Below are 15,829 nucleotides of genomic sequence, written 5' to 3' on the forward strand. Positions count from 1 at the left end.
AGGAAAAGAACTGTCGGTTCTGATAGAAATCCATTTCAGGATGAAAATCGGAACCAGGCAGTTCTTTTTTGGGACAAGGAATGGAATATTTTTATCAGATACTGAAGAAATAAAAAATCCTGAAAAATTTTTTTACTGGCTCTTGACAAAAAATAAAATTGGTAAGATAGTAAATCTGATATTTCAGATCAGACAGCTATACAGCAGCATCTGGGATATTGGATAAATATCAGATAAAAGGATGGAAACAGATTATGATACCAAAGGACCCGGTAATGCTTTTAAGCTATGTGAACACGCAGCTGAGGGATTTTTACAGTTCCCTGAATGCTTTCTGCGAGGACAGAGGACTTGACAGGAAAGAACTGGAGGATAAGCTTGACATGATCGATTATGCTTATGATCCGGCTGTGAATCAGTTTGTATAAGAAAATCAGGAACAGAAAGAAGTACCCGTTTCGAATAAAAAAACGAAGCGGGTATTTTTTTGTGAAAAAATAGGAAAAACAGCAGAAAATAAATTAGTTTAACAAATTAATTAATAGATTTCAGGTGGAAATTAAAGAAGCTGTAAATCTTAAAAAAGTGTAAAATTCACAAAAATCGATTGCATTTTTTGTGCAGATGTATATTATATATAGTTAGCCGACTAATTAAAAAAGAAGATCACTGCTTCGTATATCATTAACAAAGAGCAGGTGTCTGATCGGATGAGAGAGGAGTGACAGCGTGTTTTGTAAGGAGGAAGATGAGAAAGAAAGGCAGAGCAGTTTTTTATCTCTGTTTATGAAGGTAGACCGTCATTTTATGATGAAATGCTTTGGTCAGATGCAGGAGCTGGGGATTTATCCGGGACAGATCCCGGTTCTGGGGCTCGTGTCCGGAAGGGATGGCCTGAGTCAGCGGGAAATTGCAAAGATCCTGCATATCAAGCCGCCTACGGTAAATGTATCGATACAGAGACTGGAGAAAGCAGGCTTTCTTTATAAGAAACCGGATGAAAAGGACCAGCGTGTGACCAGGATCTACATGACAGAAAAGGGAAAGGAAATCAAGGCAAAAGCACTGGAACGGATCCATAAAAATGAGGCCGTGATGATGGAAGGCTTCAGTGAGGCGGAACAGTGCCTGCTTCGGAGATTTCTGGAGCAGATCCTTGTAAATATCGAAAAGATCCAGCCGGAGGAAGCCATAGAAAAGCTTCATCCAGATGAAATGACAGAAAGGAAGGAACAGAAACGTGATTAAACTGATGAAATATCTGAAACGATCTGCAGGTTACATCGTACTCATCATTGCGCTTCTTTTTCTTCAGGCATACTGTGATCTGTCTCTGCCGAATTACACATCAAATATCATTAATGTGGGAATTCAGCAGAACGGTATTGAAGACAGTGTTCCTGAGAAGATCAGAAAGACGTCCATGGACGGTCTGAAGCTGTTTATGGAAGAGGATGATGTGAAAACTGTGGATGGATTTTATGAGGAAGAGGGAGATGATCTGGTATTAAAGGATAAAATCTCCAAAGAAGACAGAGAAGAACTCAACGATATCTTCGGCAAACCAATGGTGATCGTTTCTACTCTGACGTCCGACAGTGAGGAATCAAAGGCAGCTCTTGCAAAAATGGGAATCCCGGAAGGGACTGATCCACTGGCGGCTCTTTCTCAGATGCCTGCAGAGGCTCTGGCTGCTGTGAAGGAGCAGGTCGGAGAAAAGATCGACAAGATGCAGGAATCCATCATCACACAGGCAGGTGTTTCCTATGTTCGTGCAGAATATGAAGCTATGGGTGAAGATGTGGATGCCATACAGATGGATTACATGAAAGCAACAGGTATCCGCATGGTGCTGATGGCACTGGTCACCATGATGGCTGCAGTATGTGTGGTATTTCTTTCATCCAGAGTTGCTGCATCTATGGGACATGATCTCCGTGGGCTGGTTTATAACAAAGTCATAGGTTTTTCCAGCAGAGAGTATCATAAGTTTTCAACAGCATCCCTGATCACACGATGCACGAACGATATCCAGCAGATCCAGCAGGTAATGGCTATGATGTTCCGTATCGTGCTTTACGCGCCGATCCTTGGAATCGGTGGTGTGATCCGCGTGCTTCAGAGAGATTCCTCCATGACATGGATCCTTGGGGTAGCCATTGTACTGATCATGGCATTTATGGCAATGCTGTTCAGGATCGCAATGCCGAAATTTACAGCCCTGCAGACCATGGTAGATAAGCTGAACCTGGTAACAAGAGAAATCCTTACCGGTATTCCGGTTATCCGTGCATTCAGCCGGGAAAAACACGAGGAGGAGCGTTTTGAGGATGCAAATATCACTCTGACGAAGACAAACCTCTTTGTAAACCGTTGTATGACATTTATGATGCCGGTGATGATGCTGATCATGAACGCAGTTTCCGTACTGACCATCTACAGCGGTTCTTATGCGGTAGACAGCGGAAGCATGCAGGTTGGTGATGTTATGGCGTTTATCCAGTATGCAATGCAGATCATCATGTCATTTTTGATGATCACAGCAATGTCTATCATGCTGCCGAGAGCAAATGTATCTGCACGCCGTATCAACGAGGTACTTGAGACAGAAGTCAGTGTCCAGGATCCGGAGGATCCGGTACAGCCTTCCCAGGATGTGAAGGGTACTGTAGAATTTGATCATGTAAGCTTCGCATATCCGGAGGCAGGAGAGAATGTTATCACAGATATTTCCTTCAAGGCAGAAAAAGGTGAGACAGTAGCGATCATCGGAAGTACAGGAAGCGGTAAGAGTACACTGATCAATCTGATCCCGCGTTTCTATGATGCAACAGAAGGATCTGTGAAAGTGGATGGTGTGGATGTCCGGGAAATGACACAGAAGGATGTCCGTGACAGGATCGGTTACGTTCCGCAGAAGGGTATACTTTTCTCAGGAACCATTGATTCCAATATCCGTTACGGAAAGACAGAGATTTCGGAAGATGCAGTGAAAAAAGCAGCAGAGGTTGCACAGGCTACGGAGTTTATCGACACCAAGCCGGAGCAATATAAGACTCCGATCGCACAGGGAGGAAGCAATGTTTCCGGTGGACAGAAGCAGAGGCTTTCCATCGCCAGAGCTATCGCAAAAGATCCGGAGATCTTTATCTTTGATGACAGCTTTTCCGCACTGGATTTCAAAACAGACAGTACACTTCGGAAAGCTCTGAAAGAACATACAAAAGAAGCAACAACCATTATCGTGGCACAGCGTATCAGTACGATCTTAAATGCAGATAAGATCCTTGTACTGGACGATGGACATATGGCAGGGATCGGAAGCCATAAGGAGCTGATGAAATCCTGCGAGGTATATCGCCAGATTGCCATGAGTCAGTTATCAGAGGAGGAATTGGCATGAGTCAGCAGAGAAGAAGAGGCCCGATGGGCGGACACGGAATGCAGCCAACAGAGAAGGCCAAGGACTTCAAAGGCTCCATGAAAAAGCTCTTTGGCTATATGGGCAGATATAAATTCCGTTTTATCCTGATGTTTATCTTTGCAGTGGCAGGTACAGCGTTTAATATTGCAGGCCCGAAGATCCTTGGAAAAGCTACCACAGAGCTGTTCAATGGTCTGGTTGCCAAGGTAAACGGTACAGGCGGTATTGATTTCAGTAAGATCGGAATGATCCTTCTGTGGACTTTGGGACTGTATGTGGCAAGTGCATGCTTTTCCCTGATCCAGGGATTTGTCATGACGGGGATCTCCAATGATGTTACATACAATCTCCGAAAGGATATTTCAAAGAAGATCAACCGTCTGCCAATGAATTATTTCGAGAGCAGAACAAACGGTGAGATCCTTTCCAGGGTGACAAATGATGTGGATACCCTGCAGATGAGCATCAACCAGAGCATGACACAGCTGATCACATCCGTAACAACACTGATCGGTGTATTTATCATGATGCTTTCCATCAACGTGTGGATGACACTGGCAGCAGTGCTGATCCTGCCGGTTTCCATGCTTATCATTAATAAAGTAATGAAACACTCCCAGAAATATTTCCAGGCACAGCAGGAGTACCTGGGAAAAGTAAATGGTCAGGTTGAGGAAAATTTCGGCGGCCATGATGTGGTAAGAGTATTCAACAAAGAGCAGGATGTGCTGAAGGAATTTGAGCATGACAACCAGAAGCTTTATGAGTCTGCATGGAAGTCACAGTTCTTTTCCGGAATGATGATGCCGATCATGCAGTTTGTGGGAAATCTGGGATATGTGATGGTGGCACTTCTCGGAGGGCTTTTTGCCATCAAAGGAACTATCGAGGTTGGAGATATCCAGTCCTTCTTCCAGTATATCCGTAACTTTACACAGCCGATCCAGCAGATCGCCCAGGTTACAAACCTTCTGCAGTCCTCGGCGGCAGCTTCTGAGCGGGTATTTGAATTTCTTGAGGAGCCGGAGGAAGAGCTTCAGCCGGAGAACCCGGATTTCATTGAGGGACTGGAAGGAAATGTACAGTTTGAGCATGTGAAATTCGGTTATAATCCGGATAAGATCATTGTAAATGATTTTTCCGCAGATGTGCATGACGGTCAGAAGATCGCCATTGTAGGACCTACAGGTGCAGGAAAAACGACGATCGTAAAGCTGCTGATGCGTTTTTATGATGTAAATGGCGGAAGCATCAAGGTTGACGGACATGATATCCGGAACTTCAACCGCAGCAATCTCCGTGAGATGTTCGGAATGGTGCTGCAGGACACCTGGCTGTTTTCCGGAACCATTATGGAAAATATCCGCTACGGAAGACTGGACGCAACGGATGAAGAGGTGATCGCAGCAGCAAAAGCGGCCCATATCCACAACTTTATCATGCAGCAGCCCGGCGGCTATCAGATGGTCCTGGATGAGGAGACCAGTAATGTTTCTCAGGGGCAGAAGCAGCTGCTTACCATTGCAAGAGCGATCCTGGCAGACAATAAGATCCTGATCCTGGATGAGGCCACATCTTCCGTTGATACAAGAACAGAAATGCAGATCCAGAAGGCTATGGATAACCTGATGAAGGGAAGGACCAGCTTTGTTATCGCCCACAGACTTTCTACCATTAAGGATGCAGATCTGATTCTTGTCATGAAGGACGGAGATATCATTGAGCAGGGAGATCATGAAGAGCTGCTGGCACGGAAGGGCTTCTATGCGGATCTGTATAACAGTCAGTTCGAGAAAAAAGAGGCTCAGGCGTGAGACTGAGATCGATCGTTATTATTTAAAAGGTGCGAAGCGGATTTCGAATGTCCGCTTCGCTTTTTTACTCTATACATCTGTTCCGCTTTCGGGTATAATTCTGTAATAAACACTCCGGAGCATGTTTTCGGAAATAATCCTGGAGTGTCCATGAAAAATGACAGAAACGGGAGGATTTTACCATGATCATAACGACAACACCATCGGTAGAGGGAAGAGCAATCCGTGAATATAAAGGAATCGTATTTGGAGAGGTGATCTCAGGAGTAAATTTTATGAAAGATCTTGGCGCGGGTCTTCGGAATTTCTTTGGCGGCAGAAGTGCCGGTTATGAGGAAGAGCTTCAGAAGGCAAGGGAAGAGGCACTGAAAGAACTGGAACAGCGCGCAGGTGTAATGGGAGCTAATGCAGTGATCGGCGTGGATATTGATTACGAAGTGCTTGGCGCGGATAATGGCATGCTGATGGTTACAGCAAGCGGAACAGCGGTAGTGGTGGATTAAGGCGTATGGCAGCAGTAAAAAACGGACGGGAATATCTTGCACATATAACAGGAACTCTGCGGCACCGGATCACACAGCTGGATGATTCCATAGAGGCCGGTCAGAAAGAAATCGAAGGAATGCACGAGTATTACTGGGAAAACTACACAGAGATGGACCAGTATGGCTACGAAAATTTCGATAACCAGCAGGCACTTCTCCATGAGATCAATGCCAGCAATGAAAAGATCGAGCTGCGCCGCAGATTCCGTAAGATGATGGATTCACCATTCTTTGGCAGAGTGGATTTCTGCTATGAAGGTGATGATGAGCCGGAGATCTTTTATATAGGTATCGCAAACCTTGCGGAGGAAAACGGTGGTCTGCCTCTGATCTATGACTGGAGGGCACCGGTGTCCGGATTGTTCTATGATTTTGACAAAGGACCGGCCTCCTATCAGGCCCCGCTGGGTGAGATCCATGGAGATATTGCGGCAAAGTGGCAGTATAAGATCCGTGGCGGAAAAATGATCTACGAGTTCGAGAGCGATGTGAAAATTGATGATGAGATCCTGAAGGCAGAGCTTGGAAGCAACGGAGATGTACAGCTGAAAAACATTATCCGAACCATTCAGAAGGAGCAGAATGCTATTATCCGAAACACCTCGGACAGGATCATGGTGATCCAGGGGGCTGCAGGAAGCGGAAAGACTTCCATTGCCCTGCACAGGATCGCATATCTCCTTTATCATGACAGAAAGAATCTGAAATCCTCTTCTGTGCTGGTACTTTCGCCCAACGGAGTATTTTCGGATTATATTTCCCATATCCTGCCGGAGCTTGGTGAGGAGAACATCCGGGAGATGAGCTTTGATCTTTTTGCCTATAAGAGACTGAAAAATACAGTGTCTGACTGCGAGGACCGCTATGATCTGATAGAGCGGCAGATCGCAGGCTTATGTGATGAGGAGCTTCTGAAGGAAAAACAGTCCCGGGATTTTCTGGACCGTATGGAAGGGTATCTGGCAGAACTGGAAGACAGTCTTATGAATTTCCGGGATATAGAACATCGTGGCGTAGTAAAAAAAGAACAGGAAATTATTGAACTGTTTTATTTTAAATTTATGGATATCCCGCTGCTTTCCAGAATGGATGCAGTGGCAGAGTATTTCATTGATGAGGTGGAAACGCTGAAGGGTTTTGACCTTCCGGAGGAAGAAAGGGATGTTGTGAAGAGTCGTTTTTACCGGATGTATGAGACAAGAGATCTTTATGTGTTATACAATCGTTTCCTGAGGCAGGAGGGATTTCCGGCGCTTCCACAGGTACAGTACGAAAAAAGAAAGCTTCGTTATGAGGATGTGTATCCGGTTCTGTATCTGAAATACCGTCTGGAGACCCAGCAGGAAGACAGCGGTGTCCGTCACCTGATCGTGGATGAGATGCAGGATTATTCCATGATCCAGTATCTCATCATCCAGAGGCTTTTTAAATGCAAAATGACGATCCTGGGAGATCGGGAGCAGACCATGGATGGGGACCAGCAGGATGTGCTTACATTCCTTCCGAAGATCTTTGGCAAGGATATCAGAAGGATCGTGATGAATAAGAGTTACCGTAATACCATTGAGATTGCTTCCTATGCGAATAAGCTTGCGGGGATCACAGAGGTGGAGCTTTTTGAACGCCATGGAAAACCGGTGGAAGAGAAAGAATTTACGGGGCTTACCGAGGCACTGGAGCGTGTGGTAAAGGAACTGAGACTGGAGAAGCAGACAGTGGCGGAAGCCGACGAAGACATGCCGGAAAATGCGGCTTCGGAGACAGATGGGACTGAGACCGGGGAGGAGCTTTCTTACGAAACAGCAGCGGTGATCACCAGAACTGCAGATGAAGCGAGAGAGGCATATTATATTCTTCAGAAAAAACTGGAAGCAGAGGGCTTTGACACAAAGGAAAGGCTGTCACTGCTTCACAGGGACAGCACAAATTTCAAAAAAGGTCTTACTGTTACCACGTTTTATATGGCAAAGGGACTGGAATTTGATCAGGTATTTTCTGTATTTCCGGGGACTGACAGAAGTCCGATCGTGCAGAGAGCCAGATATATTGCGGCAACCAGGGCGCTTCATGAATTGTATATGTATGAAATAACAGAATAAATAACATTACAAAACGCTGTAAATGGAAATGTGAGCTGTCTCTTCATCTTACCGGCTATACCGGCAAAATGGAGAAACAGCAGTGATAAATTTCCTTTTACAGCGTTTTTTTGTCTATTTCATATTTTCGCAGAAGATTTCTTCCATGGATCCGGTAAGAGGAACGCCAAGCTTCTGCAGGGTTCCGTCCAGAGCATGGAAAACTTCACGTACATTGTAGAAAGTTGCATTATTTCCCATGTGACCGATGCGGATAACCTTTCCGGCAAGGACATCGAAGGAGCCTGCCAGCATGATGTTATAGTCTTTTCTGACTCCGTCCAGGATCGCAGCGGCAGTGGTGCCTTCCGGGACTTCAAAAACAGTTACCGTGTTGGAATAGCCGCTGTGGAGATACAGTTTAAGTCCGGCTCCTGTAATGGCCTTTCGGGAGGCTTCAGCGATTCTGGCATGGCGTGTAAGGATCCCGGGATCATCGGCAATGTTGTCAATAGCAGCCCGCAGGCCATAGATATCGCTGATCGGCATGGTATATGGAAACCATTTTTCTTCATAATAATGTGCAAAGGTTGTGAGATTTGCGTAGAAAGAAGCAATGGGTGTCTTTCTTTCAGTCATTGCCTTCTTTGCATCGCTGCTGACTACAACAAAGGTAAGTCCCGGAGGTGCAGATACCACCTTCTGTGATCCGCCGCACATGATATCGATCTGGCATGCATCAATGTTCAGAGGCTCGCCGAAGGAAGCGGAGACAGAATCTACAACGGTAAGGATCCCGTATTTTTTAAGAAGCGGGCAGATGGCAGCTACATCGTTAAGCATGCCACTTGGAGTATCGCCGTGTACTACGGTTGCATATTTGTAGTCATGGTTATCCGCAAGGAAGGCTTCCAGTTCCTTTACATCGAGAGTGTTCTGATAATCTCTGGTATAAAGCTCCGGTCTGCCTCCGTACATGGAAACAAAATCGGCAAAGCCTTTTCCGTAGATACCATTGTCCAGAACAAGAACCTTATCTCCGGGCTCAGTCATGGAAGCAATGGCAGCCTCCAGTCCAAGGATACCCTCACCGCTTAAGATGAGAGTTTCGTTGGAGGTATGGAGAAGAGCGCTGATCTTCTCGCAGGTTTCTTTATAAAATTCGACAAAATCTTCGTCCAGATCCGGATTTGTGCATTCCATGCTTCTTGCCAGACGGACATTTTCTGCGACCTGTGTAGGTCCCGGTGTCATGATCTTATACATAAGCTCACCTCTTGATCTTTATATTATTTCCGCAAATTACGGCAGCTGTTACAGCTATTTTTTTAATCCGGTTTTTCTTCCTGCAAGGTTTAATGGTGTGATCACTACGAGAACGATGACAGCTGCAACACCGATCTGGACCAGGTTTCCCGGGATGGAAGATACCGGTGCCAGTGGATTTCCATAGATGATAACCTCTGCAATGTAGTATCCTGCAACCTTGATCACGCAGGCTGCGGCAATGGCGATCACATACTATTTCATGTTCTGGTGCCGGGGATCCTCTGTGAGCTTACCTACTGTGAAGCCCATGATTCCTACAATAATAAGAGTAAATGGTGCCCACAGGGTCCAGCCGGAGAGAAGGTCAAAGAGACCCATTCCGATCCCACCGGCAATGGCTCCGGTTTTCTTTCCAAATAAAATGGCACCGATGAATAACGGCACATTTCCAAGGTGGATCAGTCCGCCGTTGGCAGCGATCGGAAGCTTAACATTAATAAATGCGGTGAAGATATAAGTCAGTGCAACAAATGCGGCTGTAATGGTGAGAAACTGAACAGATGAAAGCTCCTGGTCAGTTCTCTGAGATGTCTGAACTGCTTTTTCCATAGTGATAGATCCTTTCCCGAAAACATCAATGTATGGATGTCCCCTTTTCATATATTTTTGGTTGGGTATACTTTACAACATGAGTGTACATGAATAAAGACACAATTATAGAAAAAAAAGAGGGGACAGATTCAGGGAGATATTTGTCATTAAAACAGGAGGCTTACTTGGTGGGGAATAAATCAGAACTCTCGTAATGAAGGCGTAAAACGGGAAATACAGGATCAGCATAAGAAGAGAATAAGATAGGTATATCTGGGAAAATTATAATGTTAGAAAAATCCTGTACGGAGCAGGATATCTGCTTACAGGATATTCATAAAGTACAGGGAGAAATCAATTGACAAAGCTGTAATAAAATCGTAAACTATAGCAAAGAGTGTGTTCAGGAGTGAATATTCCGGACACACTTTGTGACTGATGACGATTATGAGGAGGATACTATGAAGAATAAAAAATTTATTGCACTTTTAGCTATGACTGTTGCTCTTTCTGGTGTCATGACGGCATGTAGTTTCGGAGGAGGAAAAGAGGACAGCGTGGTTGTGGAGTCTACTCCTACTCCGACACCGGCGAAAAAAGCGAAGGTTACACCGACTGTTGCAGCAGACGCACAGAATACAACCTATACATCCAAGGATAAATCCGTAGCGATCAAGCTTCCAGATGCAACCTGGGCCAACAAGTCCGATGAGACAGATATGGTAAGCTTCGAATCTCCGGACCAGGGCAGGATCCTGATCCTTCACGGCTCCGGTGCGGATCTGGAATCTGCAGTGATCCCGAACTCCCAGGATATGGCAGTTTCCATGACACAGGCAGAGAACATGGTAAATGGAACCGATTTTGAGATCCAGGATTACAAGGCAGATCAGAAAGACGGAATCAACATTTATTCCTATACTGTGAAATATAAGGATACGACCAAGAGTGACGGTTATGTATATGCTATCAATAAATACTTTGTAAATGACAGTGAGTATTACAGCCTTGTGGCATCTGTTAAAAAAGAGGATGCTCTGAAAAAGGTTCAGGAGTCTGTCGACAGCTTTGCAATCCTTGGTGATTCCACTCTGAAGAGTGCGGCAAATGGTTCCGCAGCCAAGACTGCCGGTAAAGATAATGCAGCAGCTTCCTCTGACGAAAGTGCATCTGCAGATGGTAATGCAGCAGCTTCTTCTGACGGAACAGCAGCAGATGGAACTACAGCTGCCGACGGAAGCACATCTACAGACGGAAGTGCAGCATCTGACGGAACATCTACAGACGGAAGCAGTACATCTGATGGTTCTTCCAATGGAACTGCATCCACTGACAGCAGCTCCTCCGGTGCTATCGTAAATGGCGGATTTACAGATGAGCAGCTTGGCAACACAGATGAGACAAGAACTATTTACAGAAACTCCGATGGTAAACCACGTGTTATCGTTCCGGACGGAAACGGTGCATGGATGGATAACGAAGGAAACCGTTTCACCTTCTCTTCTCAGTATGACTGTGATGTATATGAAGAGGATGGAACAAGCTTCTACTGGCACGGTGAGGCTGCAGACGTATACTATATGCCTGTACAGTAAAGCCTGGAGTAGCAGGAGATTCGGTTAGATAAGAATTCCGGGATCACAGCTTTTGTGGCTGCGGTCCCGGATTTTTTGTGTCATATTATGTCAGAGGCGTATACTTATACAGGAAGACATGGTATAATGTGAACGCTGCGGGCGATGGAACGCCCGGAAAATATTTGGAGGTTTTTATGGAAGCATACAGTGATTTCGCCAGAGTTTATGACATTTTCATGGACAATGTGGAATATGAAAAATGGGCGGAATATCTTATAGGAAGTCTTAAAGAATACGGAATTGAAGACGGGATCGTGCTGGAACTTGGCTGTGGGACCGGAGTGATGACAGAGCTTCTGGCTGAGTCCGGTTATGATATGATCGGTGTGGATAACTCTGAGGAAATGCTTGGTGAAGCCATGGAAAAACGTGCAGAATCCGGTCATGAGATCCTTTATCTGGAACAGGATATGCGGGAGTTTGAACTTTATGGAACGGTACGTGCTGTCGTCAGCGTCTGTGACTGTATGAATTACATCACAGAGGAGGATGATCTGCTTACTGTATTTAAACTGGTGAACAATTATCTTGATCCGGATGGAATTTTCATATTTGATATGAACACCCCGTATAAATACCGGGAAATGCTTGGAAATACGACTATTGCAGAGAATCGGGAAGAGGGAAGCTTTATCTGGGAAAATGAATTTGATAAGGAGACCGGGATCAATGTGTATGATCTGACTCTGTTTCTTCCGAGAGAAGATGGTCTTTATGAGAGAGACGAGGAAATTCATTACCAGAAGGCCTATGATCCGGAGAAAGTAAGGGAACTTCTTGAAAAGGCAGGCCTGATCCCGCTGGCGGTTTATGACGCATACACCAAGGATGCACCGAAGCCGGACAGCGGAAGACTGACTTTTGTGGCCAGAGAACATGGAAAGGAAATTCCGTCAGACGAGAAATAAAGGAGGAAATTTTTTATATGAGTGATTATATTGTAAGAGCAACAGCGGCAAACAGCCAGATTCGTGCATTTGCGGCTGTTACAACCGATATGGTGGAGACAGCGAGAAAGAATCATAACACCAGTCCGGTGGCAACAGCGGCACTGGGACGTCTCCTTACCGGCGGTGCCATGATGGGAGCTATGATGAAAGGGGAAAAGGATCTCCTTACACTTCGGATCCATGCAGGCGGACCACTGCAGGGAATCACAGTAACTGCAGATTCTCACGGAAATGTAAAGGGCTATGTGGGGAATCCGGATGTATGTATCCCAGCAAACAGCAAAGGCAAGCTGGATGTTGCGGGAGCTGTCGGCGTAGGCTTTATGGATGTGATCAAGGATATGGGACTGAAAGAGCCATATGTGGGACAGGTTGCTCTTCAGACCAGCGAGATCGCAGAAGATCTCACCTATTATTTTGCAACCAGCGAGCAGGTTCCGTCTGCGGTAGGACTGGGTGTGCTGATGAATAAGGATAATACAGTCCGTCAGGCGGGAGGCTTTATTGTACAGCTGATGCCTTTTGCAGAGGAAGAGGTGATCGCAAAGCTTGAGGAAAACGTATCAAAGATCGATTCTGTTACCAATCTTCTGGAGCAGGGACACACACCGGAAAGTCTTCTTGAAAAAGTACTGGAAGGCTTTGACATAGAGATCAATGATACACTGCCCACACAGTTCCATTGCAACTGCTGCAGAGAGCGTGTGGAAAAAGCGCTGATCAGCATCGGAAGAAAAGAACTTAACGAGATGATCCAGGAAGGCAAGGACATTGAGATGAACTGCCATTTCTGCAATAAGAATTATAATTTTACCGTGGAAGATCTTAAGAGAATCATAAGAGAGTGCAAGCGATAAAACTCGGGAGGAAGAAAAAATGAAGCATGGTTTTATCAAGGTGGCAGCGGCAACGCCGAGAGTTACCGTTGCAGACTGCAAGGCAAACGGAGAGGAAATCCTGAAGGCCATTCATGAAATGGAAAAGGAACATGTCAAGCTGATGGTATTTCCGGAATTTTGTATCACAGGATATACCTGTCACGATCTTTTTCTCCAGAGATGTCTTCTGGACAGTGCGTGGGATGAGCTTCTGCATATTGCAGAGGAGACAAGGGAGACGGACGCCCTGATCTTTGTGGGACTCCCGCTGCGTCACAGAGGCAAGCTCTATAATGTGGCAGCAGCTCTGAATCATGGCCGTATCGTGGGATTTGTGCCGAAGACGCATATTCCGAATTATAATGAGTTTTATGAGCAGCGACAGTTTGCAGGTGCAGAGGAAGAAGATGTGGAATTTGTGGACTTCCTGAAGTGCGAGAAAAATGAGGAGGATGAGTTCTGGGATGAAATTCCTTTTGGAACAGAGCTGATCTTTGAATGTAAGGAATTTCCGGAATTCACCGTTGCAGCAGAGCTTTGCGAGGATCTCTGGGTCCCTGCGCCGCCAAGTATCCGTCATGCCGTCAACGGTGCGCATATCATCGTTAATCTTTCTGCCAGTGATGAGATGGTAGGTAAGGATTCCTACCGGAGAACTCTGATAAGCGGGCAGTCAGCACGACTGATCTGCGGATATATTTATGCCAGTGCAGGGGAAGGGGAGTCTACCCAGGATCTCGTGTTTGGCGGACAGAATATGATCGCAGAGAACGGTTCCATGCTTGCGGAAAGCAGACGCTTTGAGAACGGCATCATTTACAGTGAAATCGATGTGCAGAGACTGGCTGATGAGAGAAGAAGAATGTCCACGTATCCGGCAGTTTCTACCTGCAGTCATACAAGAGTTGATTTTTCCGTAGCAGAGGAGGAAACAAGACTTACCAGAAAATATCCACAGTATCCCTTCGTTCCGTCTGTGAAGGAAGAGCGTGATGAGCGCTGCGAGGAGATCCTGAACATCCAGGCTATGGGACTTAAGAAACGTATGGAGCATATCCACAGCAGGAGTGCGGTGGTAGGACTTTCCGGAGGACTGGATTCTACCCTGGCGCTTCTTGTAATGGCACGTGCCTTTGACCGGATGGGAATGCCGAGAGAACAGATCCACTGTGTGACCATGCCATGCTTTGGAACCACAGACAGAACCTATCAGAATGCCTGCAAGTTAAGCCGCTGCCTTGGTGCAAGGCTTACCGAGGTAAATATTAAAGAGGCGGTAAATATCCATTTCCGGGATATCGGACATGATCCGGAGATCCACGATGTGACGTATGAGAACAGCCAGGCACGTGAGCGTACTCAGATCCTGATGGATACGGCAAACAAGGAAGGAGGCGTTCTTGTGGGAACCGGAGATCTTTCCGAGCTGGCTCTTGGCTGGGCAACCTATAATGGCGATCACATGTCCATGTATGGTGTAAATGCTTCTGTCCCGAAGACACTGGTACGTCATCTGGTACGTTATTATGCGGATACTTGCGGAGATGAGGAACTGAAGGAAGTTCTTCTGGATATCCTGGATACTCCGGTAAGCCCGGAGCTTCTTCCTCCTAAGGATGGCAAGATCGCCCAGAAGACGGAGGATCTGGTAGGACCTTATGAGCTTCATGATTTTTATCTGTATTACATGCTGCGTGCAGGATTTACACCAGATAAGATCTACAGGCTTGCCTGCCTGACCTTTGAGGGGATTTATGATAAAGAGACGATCCTGAAATGGCTGAAAACCTTCTATCGGAGATTTTTTGCCCAGCAGTTCAAGCGTTCCTGTCTGCCGGATGGCCCGAAGGTAGGTAGTGTGGCACTTTCTCCAAGAGGAGATCTCAGAATGCCGAGTGATGCAAGTGCAAGGATCTGGCAGGATGTGCTGGAGAAGATTGAAATCTGAACGTAGATCAAAAAGAGGAATGTGAATGCTGTTACAGGATCAAATATATCTGATATGAGAAAAAAGCGGAGAGCTTAAGTGTTCTCCGCTTTTTTTACTGCATCCGTGATAGCTGAAAGGAGTACCTGGGAGGTATATTTCCGGTCTCCTGCATACTGAATGTCTTCCAGGGACTGACTGGAATAGATCTGACTTGCCAAAGAATCCAGAACCGGTTCCATAAGAGGATAGGAAGCTTTTGTGGCTTCATTTAAATTCACCAGACGGATGGCCTTGATCCTGTCAGCATTTACAGTAACTTCCACATCGAAGGTATTCTCGTTCAGGGTGATGGAAGAGGTATAGACGCCCGGCTTATAGCGGGATTTTTCGCTGGCTGTATGACTGGCATTTTTTCCGGGACCGAACATGAAGAAAAGAACGACAGCCAGAACAACAGCGAGAGCCAGAAAGACAGCTGTGTAAATGATCTCTTTCATATGTAGGACGATGATCCTGGTTTTGGAACTCATGGCGCACGCCTCCCAAAGCTTTTTATATAGTTTATTATCGGGAGGGAGGATTTATGCCACAGCTGTGCGCAGGTTATTCGATACTGTGCCTGGAAAAATAAGGAAAAGAGCAGGCAGATATTTCAGAATATAGAGAACGACCGTTCTATAGGAGCAGAATTTGTGGTATGATAGGAATACTTC

12 protein-coding genes and 1 pseudogene are annotated in these 15,829 nt (G+C 45.8%); 10 read left to right on the forward strand and 3 right to left on the reverse strand.

What is annotated here, in order from left to right; genetic code table 11:
• The first annotated feature begins 254 nt into the window (after positions 1–254).
• From ACTNDQ_RS07390 to ACTNDQ_RS07415, 6 genes are all read left to right on the forward strand, one after another.
• A complete protein-coding gene (locus tag ACTNDQ_RS07390) occupies positions 255–428 on the forward strand; it encodes a DUF4250 domain-containing protein (RefSeq protein ID WP_110925881.1) in 174 nt (57 codons plus the stop codon).
• Between the two features lie 301 nt (positions 429–729).
• Entirely contained in the window at positions 730–1,248 is a 519-nt protein-coding gene (locus tag ACTNDQ_RS07395; RefSeq protein WP_278795551.1) for a MarR family winged helix-turn-helix transcriptional regulator, read from the forward strand.
• Positions 1,241–3,403, forward strand: coding sequence for an ABC transporter ATP-binding protein (locus tag ACTNDQ_RS07400; RefSeq protein ID WP_279201016.1), 2,163 nt, complete (start codon positions 1,241–1,243; stop codon positions 3,401–3,403). Before ACTNDQ_RS07395 ends, ACTNDQ_RS07400 begins: the two co-directional genes overlap by 8 nt.
• Entirely contained in the window at positions 3,400–5,238 is a 1,839-nt protein-coding gene (locus tag ACTNDQ_RS07405; protein WP_288786993.1) for an ABC transporter ATP-binding protein, read from the forward strand. The genes ACTNDQ_RS07400 and ACTNDQ_RS07405 overlap by 4 nt, the downstream gene beginning before the upstream one ends.
• Before the next feature lie 182 nt (positions 5,239–5,420).
• Positions 5,421–5,741, forward strand: a complete 321-nt coding sequence (locus tag ACTNDQ_RS07410) for a putative heavy metal-binding protein (RefSeq protein WP_441064322.1) — start codon at positions 5,421–5,423, stop codon at positions 5,739–5,741.
• A 5-nt stretch (positions 5,742–5,746) separates the two neighbouring features.
• Complete coding sequence (locus tag ACTNDQ_RS07415) at positions 5,747–7,882, forward strand: HelD family protein (protein ID WP_441064323.1); 2,136 nt, start codon at positions 5,747–5,749, stop codon at positions 7,880–7,882.
• 114 nt (positions 7,883–7,996) lie between these two features.
• Here ACTNDQ_RS07415 and ACTNDQ_RS07420 read toward each other — a convergent pair whose 3' ends face one another.
• Together ACTNDQ_RS07420 and ACTNDQ_RS07425 are read right to left on the reverse strand one after the other, a co-directional pair.
• Entirely contained in the window at positions 7,997–9,127 is a 1,131-nt protein-coding gene (locus ACTNDQ_RS07420) for a pyridoxal-phosphate-dependent aminotransferase family protein (RefSeq protein ID WP_441064324.1), read from the reverse strand.
• Positions 9,128–9,181: 54 nt separating this feature from the next.
• Positions 9,182–9,739 (reverse strand): annotated as a pseudogene (locus tag ACTNDQ_RS07425) (ECF transporter S component).
• A 443-nt stretch (positions 9,740–10,182) separates the two neighbouring features.
• On the opposite strand from ACTNDQ_RS07425, the gene ACTNDQ_RS07430 reads away from it, so the two are divergent.
• The 4 genes from ACTNDQ_RS07430 to ACTNDQ_RS07445 all read left to right on the forward strand — a co-directional run bounded on the left by ACTNDQ_RS07430 (position 10,183) and on the right by ACTNDQ_RS07445 (position 15,134).
• Positions 10,183–11,316, forward strand: coding sequence for a hypothetical protein (locus ACTNDQ_RS07430; RefSeq protein ID WP_441064325.1), 1,134 nt, complete (start codon positions 10,183–10,185; stop codon positions 11,314–11,316).
• A gap of 176 nt (positions 11,317–11,492) precedes the next feature.
• Complete coding sequence (locus ACTNDQ_RS07435; protein WP_278795545.1) at positions 11,493–12,266, forward strand: class I SAM-dependent DNA methyltransferase; 774 nt, start codon at positions 11,493–11,495, stop codon at positions 12,264–12,266.
• A gap of 17 nt (positions 12,267–12,283) precedes the next feature.
• The gene (gene hslO, locus ACTNDQ_RS07440) at positions 12,284–13,165 is read left to right on the forward strand and encodes an Hsp33 family molecular chaperone HslO (RefSeq protein WP_015527218.1); all 882 of its coding nucleotides are present in this window, start codon (positions 12,284–12,286) and stop codon (positions 13,163–13,165) included.
• 19 nt (positions 13,166–13,184) lie between these two features.
• Positions 13,185–15,134, forward strand: a complete 1,950-nt coding sequence (locus ACTNDQ_RS07445) for an NAD(+) synthase (protein ID WP_092068377.1) — start codon at positions 13,185–13,187, stop codon at positions 15,132–15,134.
• A gap of 74 nt (positions 15,135–15,208) precedes the next feature.
• Here ACTNDQ_RS07445 and ACTNDQ_RS07450 read toward each other — a convergent pair whose 3' ends face one another.
• Entirely contained in the window at positions 15,209–15,646 is a 438-nt protein-coding gene (locus ACTNDQ_RS07450) for a hypothetical protein (RefSeq protein WP_022426589.1), read from the reverse strand.
• Positions 15,647–15,829 lie beyond the last annotated feature (183 nt).

The organism is Blautia massiliensis (ex Liu et al. 2021) (assembly GCF_052064225.1).
GTDB lineage: Bacteria > Bacillota > Clostridia > Lachnospirales > Lachnospiraceae > Blautia_A > Blautia_A fusiformis.